Annotated in this window: 20 protein-coding genes; 9 read left to right on the top strand and 11 right to left on the bottom strand. The window is 63.8% G+C overall.

Annotated elements, in window-relative coordinates; translation table 11 throughout:
- Positions 1-141 precede the first annotated feature (141 nt).
- Entirely contained in the window at positions 142-1,203 is a 1,062-nt protein-coding gene (gene mnmH / locus ROH8110_RS01585; RefSeq protein ID WP_085816029.1) for a tRNA 2-selenouridine(34) synthase MnmH, read from the top strand.
- Here the strand turns inward: mnmH and selD are convergent.
- Both selD and ROH8110_RS01575 read right to left on the bottom strand, forming a co-directional pair.
- Positions 1,200-3,383 carry a selenide, water dikinase SelD gene (gene selD / locus ROH8110_RS01580; RefSeq protein WP_085816936.1) on the bottom strand — a complete coding sequence of 728 codons (2,184 nt, stop codon included), beginning with the start codon at positions 3,381-3,383 and terminating at the stop codon, positions 1,200-1,202. The genes mnmH and selD overlap by 4 nt on opposite strands.
- Positions 3,384-3,449: 66 nt before the next feature.
- The gene (locus ROH8110_RS01575) at positions 3,450-4,598 is read right to left on the bottom strand and encodes a response regulator transcription factor (RefSeq protein WP_085816028.1); all 1,149 of its coding nucleotides are present in this window, start codon (positions 4,596-4,598) and stop codon (positions 3,450-3,452) included.
- Between the two features lie 484 nt (positions 4,599-5,082).
- Between ROH8110_RS01575 and ROH8110_RS01570 the strand changes: the two genes are divergently transcribed.
- Positions 5,083-6,171, top strand: coding sequence for a response regulator (locus tag ROH8110_RS01570; protein ID WP_085816027.1), 1,089 nt, complete (start codon positions 5,083-5,085; stop codon positions 6,169-6,171).
- A 321-nt stretch (positions 6,172-6,492) separates the two neighbouring features.
- Entirely contained in the window at positions 6,493-7,236 is a 744-nt protein-coding gene (locus tag ROH8110_RS01565; protein ID WP_085816026.1) for an acyl-homoserine-lactone synthase, read from the top strand.
- A 15-nt stretch (positions 7,237-7,251) separates the two neighbouring features.
- Here the strand turns inward: ROH8110_RS01565 and ROH8110_RS01560 are convergent, their stop codons facing one another.
- The 9 genes from ROH8110_RS01560 to ROH8110_RS01520 all read right to left on the bottom strand — a co-directional run bounded on the left by ROH8110_RS01560 (position 7,252) and on the right by ROH8110_RS01520 (position 18,004).
- Positions 7,252-8,694: a sensor histidine kinase gene (locus tag ROH8110_RS01560; protein WP_085816025.1), complete on the bottom strand. Its 1,443-nt coding sequence runs from the start codon at positions 8,692-8,694 to the stop codon at positions 7,252-7,254.
- Between the two features lie 105 nt (positions 8,695-8,799).
- The gene (locus ROH8110_RS01555; protein WP_139837371.1) at positions 8,800-9,597 is read right to left on the bottom strand and encodes a hypothetical protein; all 798 of its coding nucleotides are present in this window, start codon (positions 9,595-9,597) and stop codon (positions 8,800-8,802) included.
- Positions 9,597-9,974, bottom strand: coding sequence for a hypothetical protein (locus tag ROH8110_RS01550; protein WP_085816023.1), 378 nt, complete (start codon positions 9,972-9,974; stop codon positions 9,597-9,599). Before ROH8110_RS01550 ends, ROH8110_RS01555 begins: the two co-directional genes overlap by 1 nt.
- A gap of 33 nt (positions 9,975-10,007) precedes the next feature.
- The gene (locus ROH8110_RS01545; protein WP_245962774.1) at positions 10,008-10,925 is read right to left on the bottom strand and encodes a dynamin family protein; all 918 of its coding nucleotides are present in this window, start codon (positions 10,923-10,925) and stop codon (positions 10,008-10,010) included.
- A gap of 14 nt (positions 10,926-10,939) precedes the next feature.
- Positions 10,940-13,003: a dynamin family protein gene (locus ROH8110_RS01540; protein WP_085816021.1), complete on the bottom strand. Its 2,064-nt coding sequence runs from the start codon at positions 13,001-13,003 to the stop codon at positions 10,940-10,942.
- Between the two features lie 142 nt (positions 13,004-13,145).
- Positions 13,146-14,396, bottom strand: coding sequence for a hypothetical protein (locus tag ROH8110_RS01535; RefSeq protein WP_139837370.1), 1,251 nt, complete (start codon positions 14,394-14,396; stop codon positions 13,146-13,148).
- Between the two features lie 23 nt (positions 14,397-14,419).
- Complete coding sequence (locus ROH8110_RS01530) at positions 14,420-15,319, bottom strand: PP2C family protein-serine/threonine phosphatase (protein ID WP_085816019.1); 900 nt, start codon at positions 15,317-15,319, stop codon at positions 14,420-14,422.
- A complete protein-coding gene (locus ROH8110_RS18850) occupies positions 15,297-16,577 on the bottom strand; it encodes an FHA domain-containing protein (RefSeq protein WP_085816018.1) in 1,281 nt (426 codons plus the stop codon). Before ROH8110_RS18850 ends, ROH8110_RS01530 begins: the two co-directional genes overlap by 23 nt.
- Before the next feature lie 11 nt (positions 16,578-16,588).
- The gene (locus ROH8110_RS01520) at positions 16,589-18,004 is read right to left on the bottom strand and encodes a serine/threonine protein kinase (protein WP_085816017.1); all 1,416 of its coding nucleotides are present in this window, start codon (positions 18,002-18,004) and stop codon (positions 16,589-16,591) included.
- A gap of 294 nt (positions 18,005-18,298) precedes the next feature.
- Here ROH8110_RS01520 and ROH8110_RS01515 point away from each other — a divergent pair, with 294 nt between their 5' ends.
- Genes ROH8110_RS01515 through ROH8110_RS01490 form a run of 6 tightly spaced genes read left to right on the top strand, consistent with a single transcriptional unit; the run spans position 18,299 to position 23,181 of the window.
- A complete protein-coding gene (locus tag ROH8110_RS01515) occupies positions 18,299-19,033 on the top strand; it encodes a succinate dehydrogenase/fumarate reductase iron-sulfur subunit (protein WP_085816016.1) in 735 nt (244 codons plus the stop codon).
- Positions 19,026-19,358: a succinate dehydrogenase gene (locus ROH8110_RS01510; RefSeq protein WP_085816015.1), complete on the top strand. Its 333-nt coding sequence runs from the start codon at positions 19,026-19,028 to the stop codon at positions 19,356-19,358. Before ROH8110_RS01515 ends, ROH8110_RS01510 begins: the two co-directional genes overlap by 8 nt.
- On the top strand, positions 19,355-19,696 hold the full coding sequence (gene sdhC / locus ROH8110_RS01505; RefSeq protein WP_245962775.1) for a succinate dehydrogenase, cytochrome b556 subunit: 342 nt from the start codon (positions 19,355-19,357) through the stop codon (positions 19,694-19,696). The genes ROH8110_RS01510 and sdhC overlap by 4 nt, the downstream gene beginning before the upstream one ends.
- Positions 19,697-19,699: 3 nt before the next feature.
- Positions 19,700-21,472 carry an L-aspartate oxidase gene (locus ROH8110_RS01500; RefSeq protein ID WP_085816013.1) on the top strand — a complete coding sequence of 591 codons (1,773 nt, stop codon included), beginning with the start codon at positions 19,700-19,702 and terminating at the stop codon, positions 21,470-21,472.
- Complete coding sequence (locus tag ROH8110_RS01495; protein ID WP_085816012.1) at positions 21,469-22,428, top strand: fumarate hydratase; 960 nt, start codon at positions 21,469-21,471, stop codon at positions 22,426-22,428. The genes ROH8110_RS01500 and ROH8110_RS01495 overlap by 4 nt, the downstream gene beginning before the upstream one ends.
- Positions 22,429-22,485: 57 nt before the next feature.
- The gene (locus tag ROH8110_RS01490) at positions 22,486-23,181 is read left to right on the top strand and encodes a fumarate hydratase C-terminal domain-containing protein (protein ID WP_342769057.1); all 696 of its coding nucleotides are present in this window, start codon (positions 22,486-22,488) and stop codon (positions 23,179-23,181) included.
- Positions 23,182-23,197 lie beyond the last annotated feature (16 nt).

The following is a 23,197-nucleotide window of genomic DNA, read 5'->3' as shown; positions in this document are numbered from 1 at the left end:
ATATCAATAGCACATGGCGCGCAGAACGCATGTGCTTTGGCAATAGGCCAGATACCCGCAGCCGCCTTGAATGGCCTTGCCGGGTCGGACGCATATCGCCATGATCTGGCCCTCACGCGGGCTTTGGGATAAGGGCTGCACATGAAATTCACGCTCGCCGATCTCCGGTCTCTCAACGACCTTCCCGCCGATACGGTGATCGACGCCCGCTCGCCCTCGGAATTCGCCGAAGACCATGTGCCCGGCGCGATCAACCTGCCTTCGCTCAGCGATGCCGAGCGCGCCGAAGTCGGTACGATCTATGTGCAGGACGACCGCTTCAAGGCGCGCAAGATCGGTGCGGCCTATGTGGCGTGCAACGTCGCGGGGTATCTTCAGAACGAGCTGGCCAACAAGCCCGGTGGCTGGCGTCCGATGGTCTATTGCTGGCGTGGCGGCCAACGCTCGAACGCCTTCGCCACGATCCTGCACCAGATCGGCTGGCGGGTGCGGGTGCTGGATGGGGGGTACCGCGCCTATCGCCGGCTGGTCGTGCAACGACTTTACGACAATACGCTTCCAATCCGCCCGGTGCTTCTCGATGGCAATACCGGCACTGCAAAGACCCGGCTTCTGGCGCTTCTGGCGGAGCGCGGCTGGCAGGTGATCGACCTTGAGGGGCTGGCCAATCACCGCGGTTCGGCGCTTGGCGGGGTCGCCGGCGGGCAACCCGGCCAGAAGCTCTTCGAAGGGCGGCTCGCGCAAGTGCTGTCGGGGATGGACCCGGCGCGCCCGGTCGTCATCGAAGCCGAGTCGAACAAGGTCGGCCAACGCATCGTGCCGCCTGCACTCTGGTCCGCGATGTGCGCCGCCCCGACTGTCGAGATATCCGCCCCCCTTGCCGAGCGCGCCCGCTATCTGGCCCGTGCCTACAGCGACATCACCGCGACCCCCGACCACCTCGCCCGGCAACTCGACCTGCTGCGCCATATCCGTGGCAATGCCCAGGTGGATGAGTGGCAGGGCATGGCGGCGGCCGGGGAATTCGAGGCGCTGGCCGGGGCGCTGATCCTTCGGCATTACGACCCGGCCTACACAAAGGCCCGGGGCCGCAAGCCTCAAGGCCCCGAACAGCATGTCGGCATCGCGGCACTGGACGATGCCGGTTTGCAGCGTGCCCTGCCCGACCTTGAAGAGGCGCTGACACGCGCAGCGCGTGACTAGAGCAGCGTGATGCGCGGCGGCCCCTCGGTGATCCGCCCGATCACGCTCGCGGCAACACCCTCTTCGCCAAGCACGGCGAGACAGACATCGACGCACTCTTCGGGCACCGCCGCAAGCAGTCCACCCGCCGTCTGCGGATCGAACAGCCACGCTGGTGCATCACCCACGCAATCAATCGCGGGCTGCGCATAGGCCGCGTTCGCCGCGTCGAGCGACGAGCGCACCCCCTGCGCAAAGAGTTGCTCGGCGCCTGGCAACAACGGCACGGCGCCGAGATCGATCTCGGCACCCTGGCTGCTGGCGCGACAGATCGCCAGAAGATGCCCCGCAAGACCAAATCCCGTGACATCCGTCATGGCCCGCGCCATGCGCAGCGCGCGCGCATCGCCGGCAAGGCTCCGGCTCATCGACCCTATGGCCGCACGCACCACGTCGCCATCAACCTCGGCCCGCATCGCCGCCGCCATGATGGCGCCGGTGCCAAGTGGTTTGGTCAGGATCAGCCGGTCGCCGGGACGCGCGCCGTCCAACCCGATCGCCCGGTCTTCGCTCAGCCCCGTCACCGTGAAGCCGATGGTCAATTCGCTGCCCTGCGTGCTGTGCCCGCCGATGATCGCGGCCCCCGCCTCGGTCATGACGCCGCCCGCACCATCCATGATCTCACGCAGTGTGCGGCGCTGAAGCGGCTCGCTCATCCGCGGCAGGACAATATTGACCAGCGCCGCCTGCGGCTCGGCCCCCATCGCCCAGACATCGCCAAGCGCATGGATCGCGGTGATCCGCGCCATCTGCCAGTGATCTTCGACGAAGGCCCGCAGGTGATCGGTGCTCAGAACCTGAATCTGCCCGCCGATGCGCAACACGCCCGCATCGTCCCCCGGCCGGCTGAGGACATCAGCGCGCTCCGGCGGCGCCAGCTCGTTGATCAGCCCCATCAGCGCGCCCGGCCCCACCTTGGCGCCACAGCCGCCACAGATTATCGGATGCGCCGACATTTCGGCGCGCACACCTTCGGCCATTTCGCGCGGCAGGTCCGGCGCGGGCATTGCGGGCAGGTCGTGAAACTTCTGCATGAACCGCCGGTCGATCCAGTCCTTCCAATACCAGAGCCCCGGCAGTTGCAGGCCGATCCCGCCCTTGTCGGCCACTGCCGCCTTGCGCCCCAGCGATACCAGCTTGAGGAAATCCCTCTGCGGACGATACGCGCGGCGGCGGCCGCCGCTCAGATCGGCGCGCAGGTTGTGAAACAGCACCGGCGCGGCGCGCACCGCATAGACCCCGGCCTTGGGGCGCGGCGCGTGCGAAAGATGCGCACAGTCGCCCGCGGCATGGATCGCCGGATCGTCCGTGACGCGCAGACCGTCGTCCACCTTGATAAAGCCGTTCTCGAGCGGCAGGTCTGTCGCCTCGAGCCAGCCCCAGGGCCGCGCCCCGGCGACGCCCACGACCAGCGCAGCCGCGCGCAGCCCGCCATCCGCCATTTCGACGCCATGCCCGGTGATCCGTGCGATCCTGGCATTCTCGGTCAGCGAAATCCCCGCCCGCGCCATCTCGCGCAACAACGCGCGGCGCGTCCCCGGCGCCGTGCCCTGCAAGGCGCGACTGGCTTCCAATACGTCGATCTCTGGACGCTTGTCCGTGACGCCGGTCAGCCTGTGATGCATCGCCAGTGCCAGTTCCACCGCCCCGACACCGCCGCCGACCACCGCAACCTGTGGCGGTTTTGCCCCCCGCGCGACCGCCACCACGAAATCCTCCCAGATTTCGGCGTATGGCCCCAGCGGCTTGGCGGCGATGGCGAAGTCGTCGAAACCTTCGATCTCGCTCGCCGCCGAGGTGATCCCGATATCTATGGACAGGTGATCGTAGGCGACGGGCAGACGCCCTTCCAGCATGACCAGACGCGCGGCACGGTCCAGCCCGTTTGCACGGTCCATTATCAGGCGCGCTCCGGCGAACTGCGCAAGCCGGACAATGTCGATCTCAAGATCGCCGCGCCCGTAATGCCCGGCCACATGACCCGGCAGCATACCCGTATAAGGCGCCTTGACGTTCGGTTCGATCAGGGTCAGGCGCACCCCCGGCAGAGGGTTCATCGCCCACCTGCGCAAGACCAGCGCATGGGCGTGACCGCCTCCCAGAAGCACCAGATCACGCGTAAGCGGAAGTTGACTTTCCATGAAGAATCCATAGCCGCTGCGGCGCGCCGCGGCCATACGCAAAGCGCATGCCAAAAATGCCCGGATTCAGGTGCCGCCGTTGCCCTTGCTGATCTTGTTGAGGTGGCGCGGATAGACCTCCTCCTCAACCAGCAGCTCGTTGAGCAGCGATTTGTAACATTGGGTACCGCTTGCGCCATCGGCGCGTTCGCTGCGCACGTTGCGGCGCTCCTCGAAATCGACAAGGGTGGTATCGCGCTGCATCTCGGGCACGGGCCCTTCGGTCGACTCGTCGGCGCTGCGGGCAGCATTGAACAGAACCCGCAACGCGCCCGATTTGGTCACCCAACGCAGCGGATGCTGTTTGCCGACCGCCAATTCCAGAGGCACATCGACCGGAAGCTGCGCCAGCGCCAGTTGAAGCCGGCGATTGAGCGGCTGTTCGATGTCGTCGCGACCAAGCGCGCTGCGCCCGTTCTGAATGCACAGGAACACACCCGCGCCGCGATAGGAAATGAAACAGCTGTCGCGCTTCATCGTGTCCGAGATCACCCCGGCCACCGCCTGGAGCATCTTCTGGAACTGCTCATCCGAGCAGAGCTTGTGGGCCTTTTCGGCGTTCAGGATGCGGATCGAACAGATCGACGACAGGAACATGCCGAAGCGCGGCAATTGCATGATGTAATTTTCAAAGGCGGTATAGCCCAGGACCCGGTCGACATTGTGAATGTCGATCACATCGAGAAAGGCATTGCCCTCGGATGTCTCGGACAGGTCGGCGGACGCTTGGTCCGTGGTCGCCTGCGGATCCGACGACCCACGTTCAGCATCCTCCGCTGCGCCTGCGTTTTCGGCCTGCTCTTGGGCGAAACGCTGGCTGCTCCTGATACGCGCGCTCAGTTCGCCCAGCTCGAACGGCTTGGTGATGTAGTCGTTGGCCCCCGCCGCAAACGCCCGGTCAAGGTGATCGAGCTGTGTCATTGCGGTCAGCATGATGATCGAGGTGTTGCTATAACGCGGGATCTCACGGATGCGCTTGCACAGCACGATCCCATCGATCTGCGGCATCTGGATGTCCAGGATGAAGCAATCGAACGGCTCATCCGTCCGTTCCAGCAGCTCCAGCGCAGCAACGCCGCCAGCACAGGCCGAAACGTCGTGTCCGCAGGACGCGCTCAGATACTGCTTCAGCAGCGCCAGAATGCTTTCGTCATCGTCAACCAGCAGAATCTTCATTCCGTCGGCCTCCAGTTTGGTCCGAAGTTGGCTGCCTACAGAACCCACGGCGGCACCCCAGCAGAAAGGCAGATGGGCGCGCACCAACACACGCGTTAACCAATACTAAATGAAATCGACCAAATTATGGCGTGGCGCTCTCCTGCATGCACCCCAAGGTAGAATTACAGCGGTGCGAACACGCCTCTTTTTCCCGATCGCCTGATAGCCGCGCAATACCACTCGTGCTTGCAGAATATCCTGTGGATGCAACTCAAGCTGCGTGCAAACCCTGCAAAAACCCCTTAAACGACCATGCCGGCGGCCATACGGCACGCGCTGGCATCGCGCGGCCCCGGCTGTGCCGATGCCCTCGCATTGGGGATGACCTAAGTTCTACCGCAATTTGCGCAAAGAAAATCCAGATTCGGATGCGAGCGTGCAGCATGCGCGTTGCGGTTGCGAGTTCCAGTTTTTCTATCCTCCAGAATACACAGGGCAGCCGATGAAAATCCTCACCGTTGACGACGACGATTCGTTCGTGGAACTGATCGAGCGGTCTCTGACAGTCAGCGACAACCACGAAATCGTCACGGCGCAGTCCGGCATCGAAGCGATGAACATCCTCACCCATGAGGACGCGGCCTTCGATTGCCTTTTGTTCGACATCCAGATGCCCGAACTGGACGGCATCACACTCTGCCGCAATGTGCGCAACACCCCGCGCTTCTCGGCAACGCCGATCATCATGCTGACCGCGATGTCGCAGAAACATTATCTCGACAACGCTTTTGCGGCCGGCGCATCGGACTACCTCAACAAGCCGTTCGATTTTCAGGAACTGCGCGAGAAGCTGCGGACATGGCAACGCACCGACCTGGCCTTTCACAAGCCCGATATTCACTTTGACGGCTACCAGCGGGTCGAGGCCCGCTCGGTTAAGGCCTCGGACGCAGAGCTTGCCCGCCAGCTTGAGAAACAGGATCTGCCACGGCTGGTCGAATACCTCGCCTTCGAAAATTTCTGCGTCAAACGCGCTCAAAGCGGTCGTCGCCGCTTTTGCGTCAGCGCGTTGAAGATATCGAATTTCGAGCAGTTGCAGGACAACCTTACCGCCGACCAGTTCGCCGAGTCGCTCTTTGCCTTCGCCAAGGTGCTTTCGGCCAGCCTCAAGGGGATGGACGCGATGTTCTCCTATCGCGGGCGCGGAATCTTCCTGGTAGCTTATTCTGCGGCCAACGCGCTGCTCAACGTCAAGCTTCAGGCGGCGATGCGCCGTGCGGTGGGTCAGGTCAAACCCCGCGAGGCGATCGCGCAATCGCGTATCCGCTACGTTCTGGGAACACCCGTCAAGGTCAATCCCCGCCTGTCATCCGATGCCCTTTTCGCGCTTCATGCGGCGGTGAAAAGCGTTGAATCCAAGAATATCGAGCATTCGCTCGACAACGTTCCGACCAAACATCTGGGCAGTCTCTACCTCAAGGACGAGCTTTCGCATCTCGAGGCACGCGGCTATCGCGCGCTCTTCAATGACGAGATCCGCGACCGCGACGTCAGCTGGCCGCCCCGCAAGATGCTGACGCGCAAAGCCTGAACCGGCCCGGCCCGTTTTCCCTCTCTCCCCCGCCCGCTTCGAGCGGGGGTGCGCTGGCGGTTTTTCCTCCGAATCGACATTCTTGCCATGCCCGCACGCCGACTCAGCGTGGCGCGGTGCATGCGCATGAACGGCATATTTTCCTTTTGAATCCTTACAGATGCAGCCTTACGCATCGTCAACCGACGGCGCAACTCGCGTAAATGTTGAACAATTTCAAAAAATTCACGCGAATTGTCGCTGCAACGCGAAAAAGGACTGGCATAATTGCACCACCATGTCTCATAATAGCCACTAAAAAGACATATTTGGGCGCAGGCCATGAAGAATTTCAGAGTTCCATCAGACACAACTTCTGCGGCAACGGTATTTCCCGAACTGCCCTCCGACGGCAAAGCGCTCCGCGATGCTGTCAGCAGCCGCGAGAAGAAACGATCCCTGATCCGTGCCAACCGACAGGTCGAGAGGGCAGAGCATGTGCGCGCCACGAGCCTCTCGTTTCAGAACATGCATCAGTACGGGGAGCTTCTGGTCAATTACCTCAAGGCAAGAAAGCGCGTTTTCATAGATCAGCTCGACTGGCAGATCTACGAAGCCGACGGCATGGAGTTCGATCAGTACGACACGCCCCAGTGCCGCTGGATCATCGTCCACGAATTCGGCGAAATCCTGGCCGGCATCCGGCTCTCGCCGACAACAGCGCGTTGTGGCACCTACAGCTACATGCTGCGCGACGCACAGCGCGGCATCCTCGAAAACATGCCGCGCGACGTGCTGTTCATGGATGCGCCCGTCGATCCCAGGGTCTGGGAAGCGGCGCGCGTGTTCATCACCGAACATGTGCCCGCGCAGCGGCGCATGGAAATCCAGCAGGTTCTCGTGAACCAATTGATCACCACCGCCCGCGAGCTTGGCGCATCGCATGTCATTGGTATCGTGCCTGCGATCTGGTCACGCTGGCTGCGTCGGCTTGACCTGCGGGCCGTGCCCATCGGACCGCGTTTCCGCACCGATGGAACCTACAGCCAGGCGATCCTTTTCAATGTCGTTCAGGCCATGAACTGACACGCGCCGCGCGTTTCATTCACCCGGCACGAACGCCATCGAACGCGGGCGCCCGTCGGCCGCCGCCTCGTCTTCATCCTCGAACTCCAATTCCTCCCTGTCGGGGACGTGAAGATCGAACTCCAGGAAAAAGGTGGTGCCCTCGCCGACACGGCTCTTGTAGTGGATCGTGCCGTTATGGCGCTCGATGATGCGCTTGCTGATATTCATCCCCAACCCGGTGCCGCCGACCTTGCGCTGATCCGATGAATCCACCTGGCTGAACCGCCCGAACACCTGCGACTCGCAATTCTCGGGAATGCCTGCGCCGGTATCCTCTACGCTCACCCGCACCCGATGGTCCTGACGCTGGACCGTCACGGTGATCACGTCACCCGCCTGCGAGAACTTGAGCGCATTGGACAGAAGATTGCCCAGCACTTGCTGGATGCGCGCCTCGTCGCCGTTGATCAATGTGTCTTCTTCGGGAAAGACCGTGCGCACCTTGATCTCCTCGGCATTGGCCTGCGCCATGATCGCATCGACACTTTCCGCCACCACCCGCGAGATATCGAGGCTCTGGAAACGGAACACCATCTCGCCGCTTTCGATCTTTTGCAGATCCAGCGTCTCGTTGATCAGTTCGGCCAGCCGGCGGCTGTTCTTGACCGCGATATCCAGGATCGGCTTCAGATCGTCCGGCACTTTGGCCACACAGCCCGAATCCATCAGGTCCAGCGAGAACTTGATCGAGGTGAGCGGCGTGCGCAGTTCATGGCTCATGGTCGACAGGAATTGCGACTTGATCTCATAGGCCCGCTTGGCGCGATCATGCTCCAGCTTGATCTTGTGCAATTGCTTGAGCCCCTTGCGGTAGAGCTTGAGGAACATGAACGAGCAGTCGACGATGAAGTAGAGAACGAAGATCACCGTGAAGAACTCAAGCCAGAGATAGGAATCGATAGTCGGCTTCTCACGCACGATGTCCAATATCGGAATCGTCAGGAAGGTGACCCCGTATATCGCCAACCGCAAAACCAGCGACGGAACGACCTGGTGGTTGTTCATCGCCGCGAACAACGCCGCCGCGAAAAGGAAGAACAACGGCATGAAGTGATCGCCCGACTTTTGCTGTATGGCGATCAGAAGCACGAAAACCGAGATCATGCTCGCGCTCAGCGCCGTGTTCACCATCACCCAGGCCAGAAAACGGCGCGCGCCAACCGGATCGTTGCCTTTCCACGCCCGCACCCGGCGGGTCAGAACCAGGTCCAGCACCTCTGTAAACAATAGTCCCGCGTAGCACATCAATGCCATCACCGGATCGAAATAGAAGGCCGACAACAGCATCGCGGCAAGGAAGCTGGCCTGCCGTTGCCAGATCAGCTTCTTGGTGATTTCGACATAATGGCGCAGCTGGCGCTCGCGGGTGTCGCCCGCCAGATTCTTCTCTAGCTTGGAATGAATATCATGCGCCATGTCGTCGAAATACCGGTCCGGAACTGATTTTTGTCAGGCTACTGCGACATCGCGAAATTATTGGGTCGCGATTGCGGAGAATTTGCGACCTTGCCGCATTTGAACTCACGTAGCGACGCCGCCGTTGCCGGATCCATAGATCTCGCGCCAAACCTGCATCGCGGGCGCCAGATCGCTTTCGTTCACCACCAACAGCAGACAATCCGCGCCGTCCGCTGCGATCAACAGGTGGCGCGCACCGGGCAACGACAGGATCGTGCAGCGCGGCGCCTTGCCCCCAACCTGGCAGGGCAATGCGCAATCTCCGGCCAATGCAGACAGAACGTCGATCAGTTCGCCCGGCCCTTCGCTGCGCATATCATCCCGGTCCCCGCACATCGCCCAGGCAAGAGCGCGCGCACGCAGCGCACGCAACACGCCCTCCAGCCGGATCTCCGTATCCAGCGCGATCACGGCCGCAGCAAGCTGGCGTGCCGAGCAGCTTGCCGCGCCGCCCCGGTCCGCGCCCAGGGCCGGGCCGATCGCACGCAGCGACAAGACCCACCCCTTGTCTACAAGCCGCTTGAGCCGTTCCGCATGGACCTGCGCGGCGGTTTCCGAATCCGGGGGCTGGGCCGCATCCGTCGGCACCGCTCCGGCAAGGTCAAACGCGGCAAGGCGCCTGTTCGACATGGTCAGCCTAGCCTGCTCCTGCCCCTGCGCCATCAGCGCGAATGAACGCGGCAGGACCGCATCGTCGATCTCTCGCGTCAACAGCCGCAAGAGTGACGCGGAATCAGACGCGGTTTCGTCACGCTCCTCCAGAAGTTCCGCAGCGTTCGCCGACAGGCGCATCAGCTTCTCGCGCAAGCGTCTGGCGGCGTCGCGATCCGGCGTCGGTCTGGCGTGCATCATGCGTCTCATCAGCCGCCCCTTGCCGCGACGCGCAACAGCTCGCGCGCCGATGCTATCATTGCCGGAACCGCCTCGTGGCTGTCACCCACCGCGCAGACCACATCCGCGCCATTGCTTTGCGAACGCACGAAAACCCGCAGGTCGCGCGGCGTCATCACCAGCGTATCTTCGGCCGGTTCACCGCCTTGCGCCATGTCCTGCGCCAGCTTGTCCGCCGCGGCAAAGCTGGCCACCGCCTGGGCGAAAATCTCGTCGAGCTTTTCACGCGGACAGGGCGCTGCGGAACTGGTGCGCAGCGCAAGCGCGGTCTGAAGATCGCCAAAGGACACCAGCGAACATCCCGCGATATCTGCGCGCATCGCATCAAGACGCTCCGAATGGATCATGCGCCTGCTCCTGCCGGATAGATTTCAAACGGCTCAGCCACCATCCGCCGCCTCTCGCCGCGCGGGCCGTCGCGAGCGCCTTGGCTGATCAACCGGGGGCTGCACCCGCTTGGGCCTGACCCGTGGTCCGTCCTCCGCCACATCATCCTGCGCACTCTCGTCCTCAACCGTTGCGCGCCGCGACATCTGGACGATCTCGGCGCCCGTCGTCGCCCGGTCGGCGCCGTCGGCGCGCGGGCTTGCGGCGCGCTGACCGGTCTCGGCACTCAGCAGCAGCTCGACCAGATGCTCGACGAAATCCGCCGCGCCGCTCTCCTGCCAAAGCGCAGCGTCCTCGCCCGCCTCGATCGCACCTGTCAGCGATATGGGATAGATCGCCTCGAACAGACCTTCGGTTTCCTTCCCGACGCGTGACATCACCCGCCCACGTTCACGCCCCTTGCGCAGCTTGTCGATCTGCGTGACCAGCAGCAGGTTGCGTCCGTTGGTAGCACCTGCGATTTCCTCCCAGACCGCGGCCTCGGATTGCCGCCAGGCCTGCGTGGCATGGGTGCACCAGACCACGCTGTCGACCTCGTCGATCAGCGATTGCCAGACCTCCGCCGCCATGTTTGGATCGGAAATGCCGGGCATGTCGATGAGGTCGCAGATCTCGAGCGTGTCGGCCACCATCTGCATGCGGATGAACTTCGTGTCCTCCAGCGACACATGCGCAAGCTCCGCGATGCTCAGCGCACGCTCTTCTCCGTCATGCGACACCGCCACCACCGAATCCGGCCCATATGAGATCCAGATCGGAGGCAAGCGCGTGGCCGTCACCCGCACAGGCAGAGCTCTGCCTCCCAACAGCATGTTGCTGAGGGTGCTCTTGCCCGCGCTGAATTCCCCCATCAATGCCAGCCGCGGTTTGCGGGCGGGCATCTTGCCGGATTCTTCTGCTGCGGTTGTCAAAATTGCCTCCCCTGTCATGCGACATGCCGTTCGAGGATCGTTAGCGCGCCGTTCAGCGCCTCGCGCCGGGCCTGTTCGTCGCCCGTCCCGAACAGCGCGCCGACATCGTCCCGACCTTCTGCGCCTGCGCCGAGTTCCATCAGGATATCCTGCTGCTGATCGAAGAACGCGCCAAGCCCCGCCAGAATACCGGCGCGGATGTCACGGGTCTGGATATCGGTCATCTGGGTCATGAAGTCTTCGGTTTCACCGATGATCAACTGGCGGAACTGCTTGGCGAAAGCCTTGTAGCCGCGCGTGCGCCGCCACCAGGCGGCCCACCAGCTATCGTTGAAATCAAGCGCGATCGTCTGCGCCAGGGCCACCGGCGCTGGGTGTTCGGGCACATCAGGCACGCCCAGCCGGACTCCCTCGACCGCCGGTCCGAACCCGCGATAAAGCACTCCCGCCGCCGCGCCCACGGCCTCTTCGTAGCGCGCCTCCGCCGCCTTGCGCGTGCGGCTGCCCAGCACCGACCAGGCCGAACGCAACAGGATGCGCAACCCGGCCGGGTCATATTCCCACATCTCGTCCGATCCGCGCTGCTCCAGATGTTCGAGCAGCGAATGCGTGGCCCGATCCACGAAGGTCTCATGCGCACGCACGGCTCGGGCGCGGTATTCATCGAGGATTGAATCGAGATCGCCTTCCAGCGCCGCCAGCGCCTCGTGCGCGACCCGATCCATTTGCGCACGCAGCTCTTGCGCACCGATCCCGTCGGCAAATCCTCGGCCCTGCACCTCGACCGATGCGGCGGCCTCCTGCGATGTCGCCAGCGTAATCGCCGGGCGGGCGATCCCGGCCAGGCAGGGCGCGCCCAGATTGGTCACGATCCGCCTGCTCAGCGCCTTCCAGAGCGCGGGAAGACCCGACATTTCCCACACGATATTAGCGGGCGAATGGTTGCTGTCCGACAGTTCGAGCTTGGCCTCCGTCCAGGCGATCAGCGCCCGCGAACTGGCACTGTTCATCTCTTCCAGCTCGCCGCTCAGCACCGTGTTGGCCCAAGCCGCGCTGCCAAAGATGATCTCGGCTCCGGCAGGGCCGTCATGGTCTTTCAGAGTCTGGCGGATGCTCTCTTCGATTTCGGGGATCTGCGCCACCGGGTCGGGCAGTTCGTCGATCCGGTTCACAAAGATCACCACGTCGCGCGACTGAAGGTTCGCGATCATGCGGATCAGCGCCATGTCCACCGATGTCAGTGCCTGTCCCGCCGACAGCACCACCACGCAGATCCGGCTGTCGCGCACAGCCTTGATCGTCACCATCTCGCGCATCATGAAGGTATCGTTCACGCCCGGCGTGTCGCGCAGGCACATGCGGAAGGGCACGGCCTGGCAGTTCAGGAACAGGTCGGCGGAGCGCGTGATATCGGCGAAACGCCCCTGATCCTCTACGCCCTCATCCGCGCCGCCAGCATCGAAATCGTCGCCAAGACAGATGTAACGCTCCAGCAGGTTCTTGTCGAAGAAGCCGTAATCGTGCTCCTGCCCCATCAACAGCTCGAAATTGCGCCCAAGGCGCGCACGCGCCTTGTCGCGCATCGCGTCGATCTGGCGGCGGATCTTTTCCAGCTCACCCTCGGCGCCCGCACGCCCCGCCAACTCGCCGATCCGTCCGCCCTTGACGGTCAGACGATCCCATTCCTCTTCGGTCATGAAACGGAATCGCGCGCCCGTTTCAGCGCGCCGACTGGCTGGGGCGAGGTGCAGCGAGGTCACAACCGAGGTCCAGGGATTGACGTCCGACGGCAACAGATCGGACCAGCCCGCCATCGCGTTGATGAGCGAGGTCTTGCCCGATTTCACCTGCCCAAGCAGCGTGACGCAGGGCTCGAACCCCTGAAGCTGCGTCTTCAGCTTTGCGACGGCGCGCGCCGCATCCGGCCCCGACAGATCGGCCAATTGTTCCAGTGCATTCTCGATGCTCGCGGCCTCCTGCGCGAATTGCGCAAGGGCCTCCATCCCGGCCTTGAGGTTGGTCGGGCGCGCCTGCGCCCTGATCTCGGTGGTGGGGTCAATCTCTGCCTTGATATTCATGCGTCATCCGCCTGCGTTGGGCAAAGGGCTGTTTCGGTTGGGGTATCGGGGGCCTGAACAAGGGCGTCACTCACTGGACTCACTGCCGAAAGGTGGAACCTGAATGTGGTGACAATTGGGCTGGCGCCGGGGTTGGAAACGCTCATGATTGCGCCCTCCCGGCGGTTTTCCCGACCATTTCCTTGCGCAGTTGCAACAGCAGCGTCACCGCATCCAGCGCCGCCTCCTCGCCGCGTTCGAGCTGGAACAGCAGCAGCATTTCCTCGCCGTCCTGCAGGTCCAAGCGCAGATCGGCGGCGTCGGAGTCATCCTGGGGCGCACGCTCCATGATCCCGGCCAGGGCGGCCACGGCATCGACGCATTGATCCAGCAGCGCATCGCTGTCCAGATCCTCGCTTTCGTCCAGCAACTCCAGCATCCTGCCCGCCCGGTCCTGCAACAGCGTTGCGGCATCCATCAGCGCCTCACCTTGCGCAGGACTGCCCGTGGTGTCGGGTCTCGCGGGTTCTTGCGGTTCCGTGGGCGCGGGGGCCGTGACAGGCGCCGCGCGGCCCCGCCCGCTATGCGCGCTCAGCCTGTCCAGCAACAGCTGCGCCTGATCCACATCCGATGAGCGGCCCAGCTCGGCCTGGTGCGCGATGCATTGCGCCAGGGCCTTGCCGCCGCTTGCGGCCCAGAGATCACCATCCACCCCGTCGCCCGCCGTCAGCGCGCTCAACCCCTGCATCGTCGCCACCGGGTATAGCCCCAGGAACTCCTCGGCAACGACCGGCTCCAGCGCGGCGATCGTCTGACCGAGAATCCCGCGCATTACCTGACGATCGGCCATCGTCAACACCAGCAGGCTGTGATCCTTGATCGGGTCGGGCACGGCGCTCCAGAGGCGCTGTTCGGCGGCGGTGAAACTCTCGCTGCACCACAGGATGATATCGGCCTGCGCGACAATCTCCTGAAGCCGCGTCATCTGCGCGTCGGGATGGGCTGGCAGGCCGATCTCTATCAGGCTCCGTCGCGCCAGTTCCGGGTCCGGCAATTCCTGGCGCACCCGCCTTACATCCTGCGGCCAGACCGCATCGCGCGCCAGCCCCACGCTTTGCCTGACCGACCCGTCGCGCCGCTCGAACAGGGTGCGCGCGTCGCTGCCATGCGTGATCTCGCTCACCTCCGCACCGCCCTGAGCACCCTGCCCGCCCAGCACGTTCTGCCCCGCCAGCATGTTCAACAGCGCGGTCTTGCCGCTTCCCGGCAGGCCGGTCACGACCACCTGCACCGGCTTGCGCAGATGTGACAACAGCCGCGCGCCCCAGCGATGATAGGGCGCCGGAACATCCGAAGCCTCCAGCACGGTTTCCAGGCGCGCCACGACAGGGTTCATATTCTCGGCAATGCTCACTTCGCTTTCCCCGTGCTTGCGCCTTATCCGGCGCTCCGCTTCACCTTGGCCAGAATCGTGACCGAGCCGTTTCGCGCCTTGAACTTCCGGCGCAGCACCGGGTCTTCGGCGGGTTGCGCCGGTTCGCCCTGTTTCTGCACCTTGATCACGCAAAACGAGACATTGTCCTGCCAGGGGTCATCCAGCCGCGCGATATCGCGCAACAGCCCGTCCGCGATGCGCTCGGCCGATTGGTTTCCGGCAAAGCGCAGCAGCGCCTCGATCCGTGGCTCGCTCAGCGATTGCAGCCCGTCGCTGGCAGCGATCACGATATCGCCATGCGCCAGCCGCACCGGCGTCGCGCGGCAGTCGATCTGCGCTATGTCACGCCCGGCAAGAACCGATGTCAGACAGTGCTGGTCGGGATGATTGACCGCCTCTTCGCGCCCCATCAGCCCGCTGTTCACCATGAAATCAATCTGCGACACCAGCACATGATCCGCGTTCAACCGGCTCAGCGTGCCGTCGCGAAACAGGTAAAGCGGCGAGTCCCCGATCGACACCCAGTAGAGCCGGTCATCCATCAGCACCGGCGCCAAAAGGGTCGCGCCCATGCCCTCATGTTCGGGCGAACGGCTGGAATAGAGGCCGATGCACTCATTCGCACTCAGCGCCGCATCGCCCAGGATATCCCCGATCCGCTGCTCCAGCACCTCGGGATCTCCCGATTGCATCTTCAACTCGCTGAACACTTCGGTCACCACGATCTTGCTGGCGACATCGCCCCCCGCATGCCCGCCCATGCCATCGGCCAGCACCACGAAGCCAAAGCCGTTCCCGGTCGGGAAATCCGACACGATCGCATCCTCCTGACGCGCGCGCCGCCCCTGGTCGATGACCATCGCGGCGTCATAAAGGAATTCAGGCAAGCGAGGCTTGGGCATGGCTGCTGTCCTGCCCCTCGTCCCAGCTGAACTCAGGACCGCAGAGCGGCGCAAAGCGCAGCGTCGTTTCGCCGATCACGATCAGGTCGCCGGCCTGCATCTCCTCGGTGCTCAGCACCGGGCGGCCATTGCGGCGCACCAGATTGGCCTTGCCGCCGTGGCCGATGAAAAAGGCTTTCTGCTCCGGATCATAGGCGATCGCGGCATGGTTCTCGCGCGAAATGCTGTTATCGCCGAAATCAAGCCGAACCTGCTGTCCCGCGCCGCGTCCGATCTGGGCCACGCCGGTCTGCAGCGTGAATGCCTCGCCGCGCCCCGGTCCCTTGACCACGACCAGCCAACCGACAGGAAAGCGCGTATCGGGCGCGTCAGGCCTTTCGCGCTCCGCCGCCAGAGGATCAAGCCCCGGCGTCTGCCCGCCATTGAAGCCCAGCAGCCTTGTCTTGACGCGTCCGGCGCGCCCCGCCGCGCGGCCCAGGGCCGGTGCGGTCACATCCACCGGCGCCGAAGGTTCGGCGTCGGGTGCCGGGCAGCTCATTGCCGGCTCGACAGGTGTTGCGGCCTCTGGCGCGCTTGCCTCTGGCGGCTGCCGGGTTTCGGCGGCTGCAGGGACGTCCTCTTGCGGCACGTCAACCTCGGGAAGGATCGCCGCCCGCTCCGCCTCGGGCGCGCGCGGCGCCTCCCGGCGTTCAAGCGGCGCGTCATCCGGTTGCGTCGCCTCTGCTTCCGCCCCGCCCGCACGCATCGCGCTCAGAACAGCATCAAGGCCCTCGTCGGCGGTCTCTTGGTTGTCCAGGGGCTCCTCTCCCGGCACGTCAAACGCTGCGTCGGCGGAATCCTCGTGCCAGAGATTATCAACCTCCTCCTCCGCCCACGGATCCGCCAACACCTCATCCTCGGCATCATCCGCCTTCGCAGCCGTCAGAGCCATACGGATCGACTCCGCGGTCGGATCCACCGCCTCGGTCTCCTCCTCGAAACCCGCCCGGCGGGTTTCGTCCTCCGTGCGATCCTCTGCCCCGGAGTCGAAGAAACCTGCATATCCTGCCAGCGCATCGGACCGCCGGTCCGCCTCGTCTCGATCCGGCACCACCTCTTGGGGCGGCACACGGCTGAACGCATCCAGCTGCAATGGCGCGGCATGTGCCGGTTCAGATACGTCCGGCGCGGCTGCGGCCGCGTGATCCTGCTCGAAAGGCATCGCATCGCCCTCCGCGTTCTGGCGCTTCTCGCCGATGATGTCGCGTATGAATTTCATCTCCGATCCCTTCAGTTCCGGATCATTTCTTCGTCACCCGACCTGCGCCGCCCCTTCACGAGGGCGCGGACAAGCCGGGAAAGAAGCGATGTCGGGCGTGTCTCGTCATAACCCGCCGCCAGGGTCTGACGCGGGGCGCGTTTCGCCCATCCCGACCGGCGCGTCCCTTCGGGCTTTGCGCCTGCCTGCCCGGTCCCATCACAAGCGCCCTTCCGTGACAGGCGGTCCTGTTCCTTCAACCATGCTTCGACATCGTCGACCGGCTCTCCGAAGATGTCATACAGCTGCTCAGGGCGCGTTTGGTCATCCTGGCGCTCTGCCTTGGGCGCCGCCGGCCCGTGTCGCACATGCATGGCGCGCAAGGCGCGGTCATGCGGGCCGGGCGACAGATGGCTGTTGGTGTCACGCACCAGCGACGAGATCGCCTTGAACAGCGCAGGGTCCAGCTCCTTGACCCGTTCGGCGGGCACCTGCCCGGTTTCCTCCTGCACGGCGTCGACCGGCAGCAGCTCTTCGCAGTCCAGAAGCTCGACCCATTCCGCAACCGACTGGATCCGGTCCTGCGGCGCCACCGACAATGCGCGGTCGATCGTCACCAGCATGTTGTGGCGCAGGTTCCAGGGGCCAAGCGCCAGCGGCTGATAGGGATCGGCGCAATCGGACGCCATCGCCGCCAGGCGTTTCTGGCTGTCGGGCGGGGCCGAGCCCGTGATCAGGTGATAGAATGTCGCCGCCACCGAGTAGAGATCGCTCGACGGGGTTTGCGCCATGTCCTTGAGGTAGAATTCATGGGGCGAATAGCCGTCCTTGACCGACAGCACTGCCGACAGCGCACGCGACTTCTGACAATACCCTTCTCGCGCGGCGCCGAAATCGATCAGCGTAAGACTGTCATCCTCGCCCAGCAGCAGATTGTCAGGCGAGATGTCGCGATGCAGCATGTCGAACCCATGCACATAGCCCAGCGCATCCAGCGTGTCGCGCAGCGCCTTTTCCAGCACCTCCCGTGTCAGGCGCGGCGAATCCTCCTGGCGAATCGTCAGCAGGTCCAGCCCCTCGACCAGGTCCATCGCCATGTAGGCCGTGTTGTTTTCCTCGAACACCTGGTGAACCCGCACGATGCCGGGATGATCCAGCCGCGCAAGACGCCGTGCCTCCATGATGAAATTGCGGATCACGCTTTCATATTGCGCTTCCTGGCTTTCACTGCGCGGCCGCACCTCGCGGCCCCGGCGCAGGCAGAGCGCGCTGGGATAGCATTCCTTGATCACCACGCGCCGGTCCAGGCTGTCACGCGCGAGATAGGTCAGCCCGAAGCCGCCCCCGACCAGTTGCTGTTCGATTTCATATTGACCGTGCAGCAGCGTTACGCCGCCGGGCAGTTCATCGGTCAGGCTGTCGTCTTGGCAGATCGCATTGTGTTGCACAGCGAGGTATGTCCATCCGTGAGCAGAGAAGCGGCAAGGAAACCACGGTCACACTCGTAAACAGGACGAGATTGCAGAGGAATTATGATCAGAAAGTGGCCATTATCCGCCAAAGACTCGGCATTCCCGCTATTGGGCCGGTCATGGTGCCGCACCCACCCTGATCCGCGCCGCTGTCGCGCCCTCAGTTTGTAAATTTTAGCTTACACAAATCATAAGTCTTTATTCCTTTTCGTTAGGTAAATTCATCATTATAACTCTCGGACAGTATTTCATGAGCGGGAGGCGTGTCGCGTGACGACCAAGGCGGAGGTTCTTGAAGTTTCGGTCTGGCGTGGGTCAGCCGATGGTGGTGCACTCGAAACCTTCGAGGTGCCCGCCCGCGAAAGCCAGACGGTTCTGGACGTGGTCAGCTGGATTCAGCAATTCGCCGACCCGACCCTGACCTATCGCTATGCCTGCCGCGTGGGCATGTGCGGCAGCTGCGCCATGATGGTCAACGGAACGCCACGCTGGACCTGCCGCACCCATGTGCAGAAGGTCGCCGAGGGCAACAGCCTGCGTATCGAACCGCTGCGCAACCTGCCGGTGATCAAGGATCTCGCCGCCGACATGGACCCGTTCTTCGACAAATGGGTCGAGGCCGAGGCGGTGCATCATCCCACCGGCACCCGCCATGACCCGATCGCGCATGTCGATGCGGACTCTGGCGCGCGGCAGGCGGCGGATGCCGGGATCGAATGCATCAACTGCGCAGTATGTTACGCGGCCTGCGACACTGTGGCGGGCAATGCCGACTACCTTGGCCCGGCCGCGCTGCAGCGCGCTTGGACGCTGCTCAATGACACGCGGGACGGCGGTGGTGCGTCGATCCTCGATGCGGTTTCGGGCGGCGGCGGATGCCACAACTGTCACTCCATGGGCAGTTGCACGCAATATTGTCCCAATGAACTCGACCCGATGTCAGCCATTGCCGGTCTCAAACGTGAAACCGTGCGGCGAGTGTTCCGGAGGCGGCGCGATGCTTGATTTCAGACTCTACATGGCGCAGCGCCTGACGGCCCTGATCATGGCACCGCTGGTGCTGGGCCATATCGCGGTGATGATCTATGCGATTCAGGGTGGCCTCAGCAGCGCCGAGATCCTCGGACGCACCCAGGGGTCTCTGTTCTGGCTCCTGTTCTACGGGCTCTTCGTGCTGGCAGTCTCGATCCATGCCGCGATCGGCATCCGCGTGATCGTGCATGAATGGGCCGGTCTCAAGGGCGCGGCGCTGTCGGCGCTGACTTGGGCCACCGGCCTTGGACTTCTGGCTATGGGAGCACGCGCCGTCTGGGCCGTGACCGCAGCATGATCCGTCCGGCCCGCACCCACCCGCTCTGGCTCGCCTATCTGCTTCACCGTGTTTCGGGACTGGCGCTGGCATTGTTCCTGCCGCTGCATTTCTGGGTTCTGTCCAAGGCCCTGACCGCACCGGATGAACTTGATGCCATGCTTGCCTTCACCGACAACCCGGCAGTCAAACTGGCCGAATTCGGCCTGGTTTTCCTTCTGGCGGTGCATTTCTTCGGGGGCCTGCGTCTCCTGGCGATGGAGTGGCTCCCCTGGTCTCAGGGCCAGAAAACCGCCGCCGCCGCCGCATTGGCGCTGGCCTTCTTCGTTTCCGGCACATTTTTTCTCAAGGCGATCTGACCCATGCGCCACGATATCGACCGACATGACACCGACATCCTGATCCTCGGCACCGGGGGGGCGGGCCTGTTTGCCGCGCTCCATGCCCAGCAATCCGCGCCCGAGGGCACCCGTATCACCATCGCGGTGAAGGGGCTGATCGGCAAATGCGGCTGCACCCGCATGGTGCAGGGCGGCTATAACGTGGCGATGGGCGGCGGCGACACCGTCGAGCGCCATTTCATGGATACCGTCAAGGGCGGCAAGTGGCTCCCCAATCAGGACATGGCCTGGCGGCTTTGCGAACAGGCGGTCGTGCGCATCCGCGAACTCGAGAACGAGGTCGGCTGCTTCTTCGACCGCAACCCGGACGGCACCCTGCATCAAAAGGCCTTCGCCGGGCAGACCGCCGACCGCACCGTCCACAAGGGCGACCTGACCGGTATCGAGATCATCAACCGCCTGATGGAACAGGTGCTGGCCCGCCCGGTCGAGAAACTGCAGGAACACCGCGCTATCGGACTGATCCCGACGGCCGACGGCAGCGCGCTCGCGGGGGTTCTGATGATCGACATGCGCACCGGGCGCTTCCGGCTCGTGCGCGCCAAGACGGTGCTGATGGCCACCGGCGGTGGCCCGACCATGTACAAGTATCACACGCCCTCGGGCGACAAGACGATGGACGGGCTGGCAATGGCGCTGCGCGTCGGCCTGCCGCTGCGCGACATGGAAATGGTGCAGTTCCATCCCACCGGCCTTCTGGCCGGGGATCACACGCGGATGACCGGCACCGTGCTCGAAGAAGGGCTTCGCGGCGCGGGCGGTCATCTTCTGAACGGTGCGGGCAACCGCTTCATGTTCGACTATGACGGCAAGGGCGAACGCGCCACCCGCGACGTGGTCAGCCGCTGCATCTATGAAGAGATGCGCAAGAACAACACCTCCGAGAATGGCGGCGTCTATATCTCGATGGGGCATCTGGGCGCGGATTTCGTGGCCGAGAAGTTCAAGGGCATGGTCAAGCGCTGCGCCGATTGCGGCTTTGACCTTGCCGGCGGGCGCGTCGAGGTGGTGCCAACGGCGCATTACTTCATGGGCGGCGTGGTGGTCGATGTCGACACCCGCACCGCGCTCGAAGGGCTTTACGTGGCGGGCGAGGACGCGGGCGGCGCGCATGGCTCGAACCGCCTTGGCGGCAACGGCGTGGCCAATTCCACCGTCTATGGCGGCATCGCGGGCGACGTGATGGGTAGCGACATTCGCAACATGGGCGCGCTGCGCGACCCCGACGAAACCATCCTCGCCGCCGAAATCGACCGCGCCACCCGGCCCTTCTCGAAACCCGCTGGCCTCGTGCAGCCCCTGCGCCAGAAACTGCAAGAGGCCATGTGGGAAGATGTCGGCGTCATGCGCACCGAATCCAAGCTGCGCCGCGGCATCGACGAGGTCGACGCGATTCGCGCCGAACTCATGGAGACCGGGGTGTCCGCCGACAACCTCGCCTTCAACCTCACCTGGCATGACTGGCTGAACTTGGCCTCGCTTTGTGATATATCAGAGGTTATCGCCCGCGCGGCCCTGTGGCGCGAAAACTCGCGCGGCGCCCATTACCGCGAGGATTTCCCGGACGAAGGCGATCTGGAGAATTCCTACTTCACCGTGGCCCGGCGTGACGGCGACAGCGACTCCGACAACGGCGTCAGCGTCACGCGCGCGCCCGTTCAATTCACCATCGTTCGCCCCGGCGAAACCATCCTGCCCGAGGGCGAACCCGAAACACTGGTAGCAGCCCAATGATACCCATCGACCAGATCCAGACAACGGCCGAAACCCTGATGGACAAGGCCGCCATCGAGATCCCGCAGGACTACCTCGACGGGCTCAAGGCCGCCGCCGAGACCGAGGACGGGGATCTCTCATCCTTCGTGCTTCAGGCAATGCTGGAAAACTACGACGCCGCGAAAGAGGACCGCCGCGCCATGTGCGGCGATACCGGCGTGCCGCGCTGGTATGTGAAGATGGGCAACGAGGCCCAGGTCGAAGGCGGGATGCTGGCACTGGAAACAGCCCTGCGCCGCGCCACCGCTCGTGCCACCAACGGCGTGCCACTGCGCCCCAACCGGGTGCATCCGCTCTGGCGCACGGATCACAACAACAATGTCGGCATCGGCGCTCCTGAAATCGAATACGGGTTCGAGCCCGAAGGCGACTGGATTGATCTCATCACCGTCCACAAGGGCGGCTTGTTTGGCACCGACTACCGGATGCTGTTCCCCTCGGACGGAATCGAGGGGATCAAGCGGTTCTATCTCGATACGCTGGTGGCGTTCGGCAAGCGCGGCCTTGCCTGCCAGCCCGCGATCATCGGGATCGGGCTGGGCGGCTCGAAGGATACCTGCATGGTGCTGGGCAAGCGCGCATCGACGCTGCGCACCGTGGGCAGCCGCAACAGCGATCCGAAGATCGCCGAGCTCGAGGACGAGTTCAAGGAACTGGGCAATTCGATCGGCATGGGCGCGATGGGGTTCGTCGGCAAGAACATGGTGATCGACTGCAATATCGAGGTCGGCTACTGCCATACCGGCGGCATGCAGATGAGCGTCCACGCCTTCTGCCTCAGCTCCCGGCGCGCGGTGGCGCGGCTGTTCCCTGACGGGCGCGTTGAATACCGCACCGACCCCGACTGGTTCACCCCCTATCAGCGCCGCGAAACCGTGGAATGGCCGCCTGCTGCCTCTCAGGCCGCGGAATGACCCAAAGCGCGCTCGACGCTACTGATATCAACGCGCTTGCACGGGCCAGTACGACCCATGACGCCACCACAGGAGGGCCACAGAATGAAACCGCGTGAGATTCGTCTCAGCACCACGCCCACCGACGAGGACATCGCCCAGCTTCGCCTTGGCGATATCGTCTATCTCGACGGGCTGATGTATACTGCCCGCGAGGGCGTCTACATGCGTGCACTGGAAAAGCAGGCCAATATCCCGATGGAACTGCCCGCTGACAGTGCCGCGAATTTCCACTGCTCGCCCGCCGCCGTCATCCGCGAGGATGGCAGCTTCGACATGGGCGCGGTGACCGCGACCGCCTCTTTCCGCTTCGCCAAATGGTTGCCCGAATGGATCGCCAAGACCGGCGCCAAGCTGATCATCGGCAAGGGCGGCATGTCCTCGAAGGACTACAAGGAATATTTCGTGCCCAACGGCGCGGTCTACCTCTCGACTGTCGGCTATGGCACCGGCGCGCTTCTGGGACGCGGGGTCGAGAATGTCGAAGCCGTTCACTGGCACGAGGAGCTGGGTCTTGCACAGGCCATGTGGGTCATCAAATGCAACAAGATGGGACCGTTCATCGTCGCCTCGGACATGGAGGGCAACTGCCTGTTCGAGCGCGAGAACGCCCGCATCGCCGAGAACCTCTCGCGGGTCTATGAAGGCACGCGGCCGGCCGTTCTCAAGCGGTTCGGCGAAACCGATGACCGCAACGATGAGCTGATCGGCTGAAGGGCCGAAGGGCTGC

Source organism: Roseovarius halotolerans (assembly GCF_900172255.1).
GTDB classification, from domain to species: Bacteria; Pseudomonadota; Alphaproteobacteria; order Rhodobacterales; family Rhodobacteraceae; genus Roseovarius; species Roseovarius halotolerans.
The sequence above is the reverse complement of the archived record's forward strand: the minus strand, read 5'-3'. Positions and strand labels throughout refer to the sequence as shown.

Coding starts and splice junctions, on each gene's coding strand:
- ROH8110_RS01570 (WP_085816027.1), top strand. CDS start 5,083: ATGAAAATCCTCACCGTTGACGACGACGATTCGTTCGTGGAACTGATC.
- ROH8110_RS01500 (WP_085816013.1), top strand. CDS start 19,700: ATGCGCCACGATATCGACCGACATGACACCGACATCCTGATCCTCGGC.
- ROH8110_RS18850 (WP_085816018.1), bottom strand. CDS start 16,577: ATGAAATTCATACGCGACATCATCGGCGAGAAGCGCCAGAACGCGGAG.
- ROH8110_RS01565 (WP_085816026.1), top strand. CDS start 6,493: ATGAAGAATTTCAGAGTTCCATCAGACACAACTTCTGCGGCAACGGTA.
- ROH8110_RS01560 (WP_085816025.1), bottom strand. CDS start 8,694: ATGGCGCATGATATTCATTCCAAGCTAGAGAAGAATCTGGCGGGCGAC.
- ROH8110_RS01490 (WP_342769057.1), top strand. CDS start 22,486: ATGACGCCACCACAGGAGGGCCACAGAATGAAACCGCGTGAGATTCGT.
- ROH8110_RS01555 (WP_139837371.1), bottom strand. CDS start 9,597: ATGAGACGCATGATGCACGCCAGACCGACGCCGGATCGCGACGCCGCC.
- selD (WP_085816936.1), bottom strand. CDS start 3,383: ATGGAAAGTCAACTTCCGCTTACGCGTGATCTGGTGCTTCTGGGAGGC.
- ROH8110_RS01510 (WP_085816015.1), top strand. CDS start 19,026: ATGCTTGATTTCAGACTCTACATGGCGCAGCGCCTGACGGCCCTGATC.
- ROH8110_RS01540 (WP_085816021.1), bottom strand. CDS start 13,003: ATGAATATCAAGGCAGAGATTGACCCCACCACCGAGATCAGGGCGCAG.
- mnmH (WP_085816029.1), top strand. CDS start 142: ATGAAATTCACGCTCGCCGATCTCCGGTCTCTCAACGACCTTCCCGCC.
- ROH8110_RS01550 (WP_085816023.1), bottom strand. CDS start 9,974: ATGATCCATTCGGAGCGTCTTGATGCGATGCGCGCAGATATCGCGGGA.
- sdhC (WP_245962775.1), top strand. CDS start 19,355: ATGATCCGTCCGGCCCGCACCCACCCGCTCTGGCTCGCCTATCTGCTT.
- ROH8110_RS01495 (WP_085816012.1), top strand. CDS start 21,469: ATGATACCCATCGACCAGATCCAGACAACGGCCGAAACCCTGATGGAC.
- ROH8110_RS01530 (WP_085816019.1), bottom strand. CDS start 15,319: ATGCCCAAGCCTCGCTTGCCTGAATTCCTTTATGACGCCGCGATGGTC.
- ROH8110_RS01575 (WP_085816028.1), bottom strand. CDS start 4,598: ATGAAGATTCTGCTGGTTGACGATGACGAAAGCATTCTGGCGCTGCTG.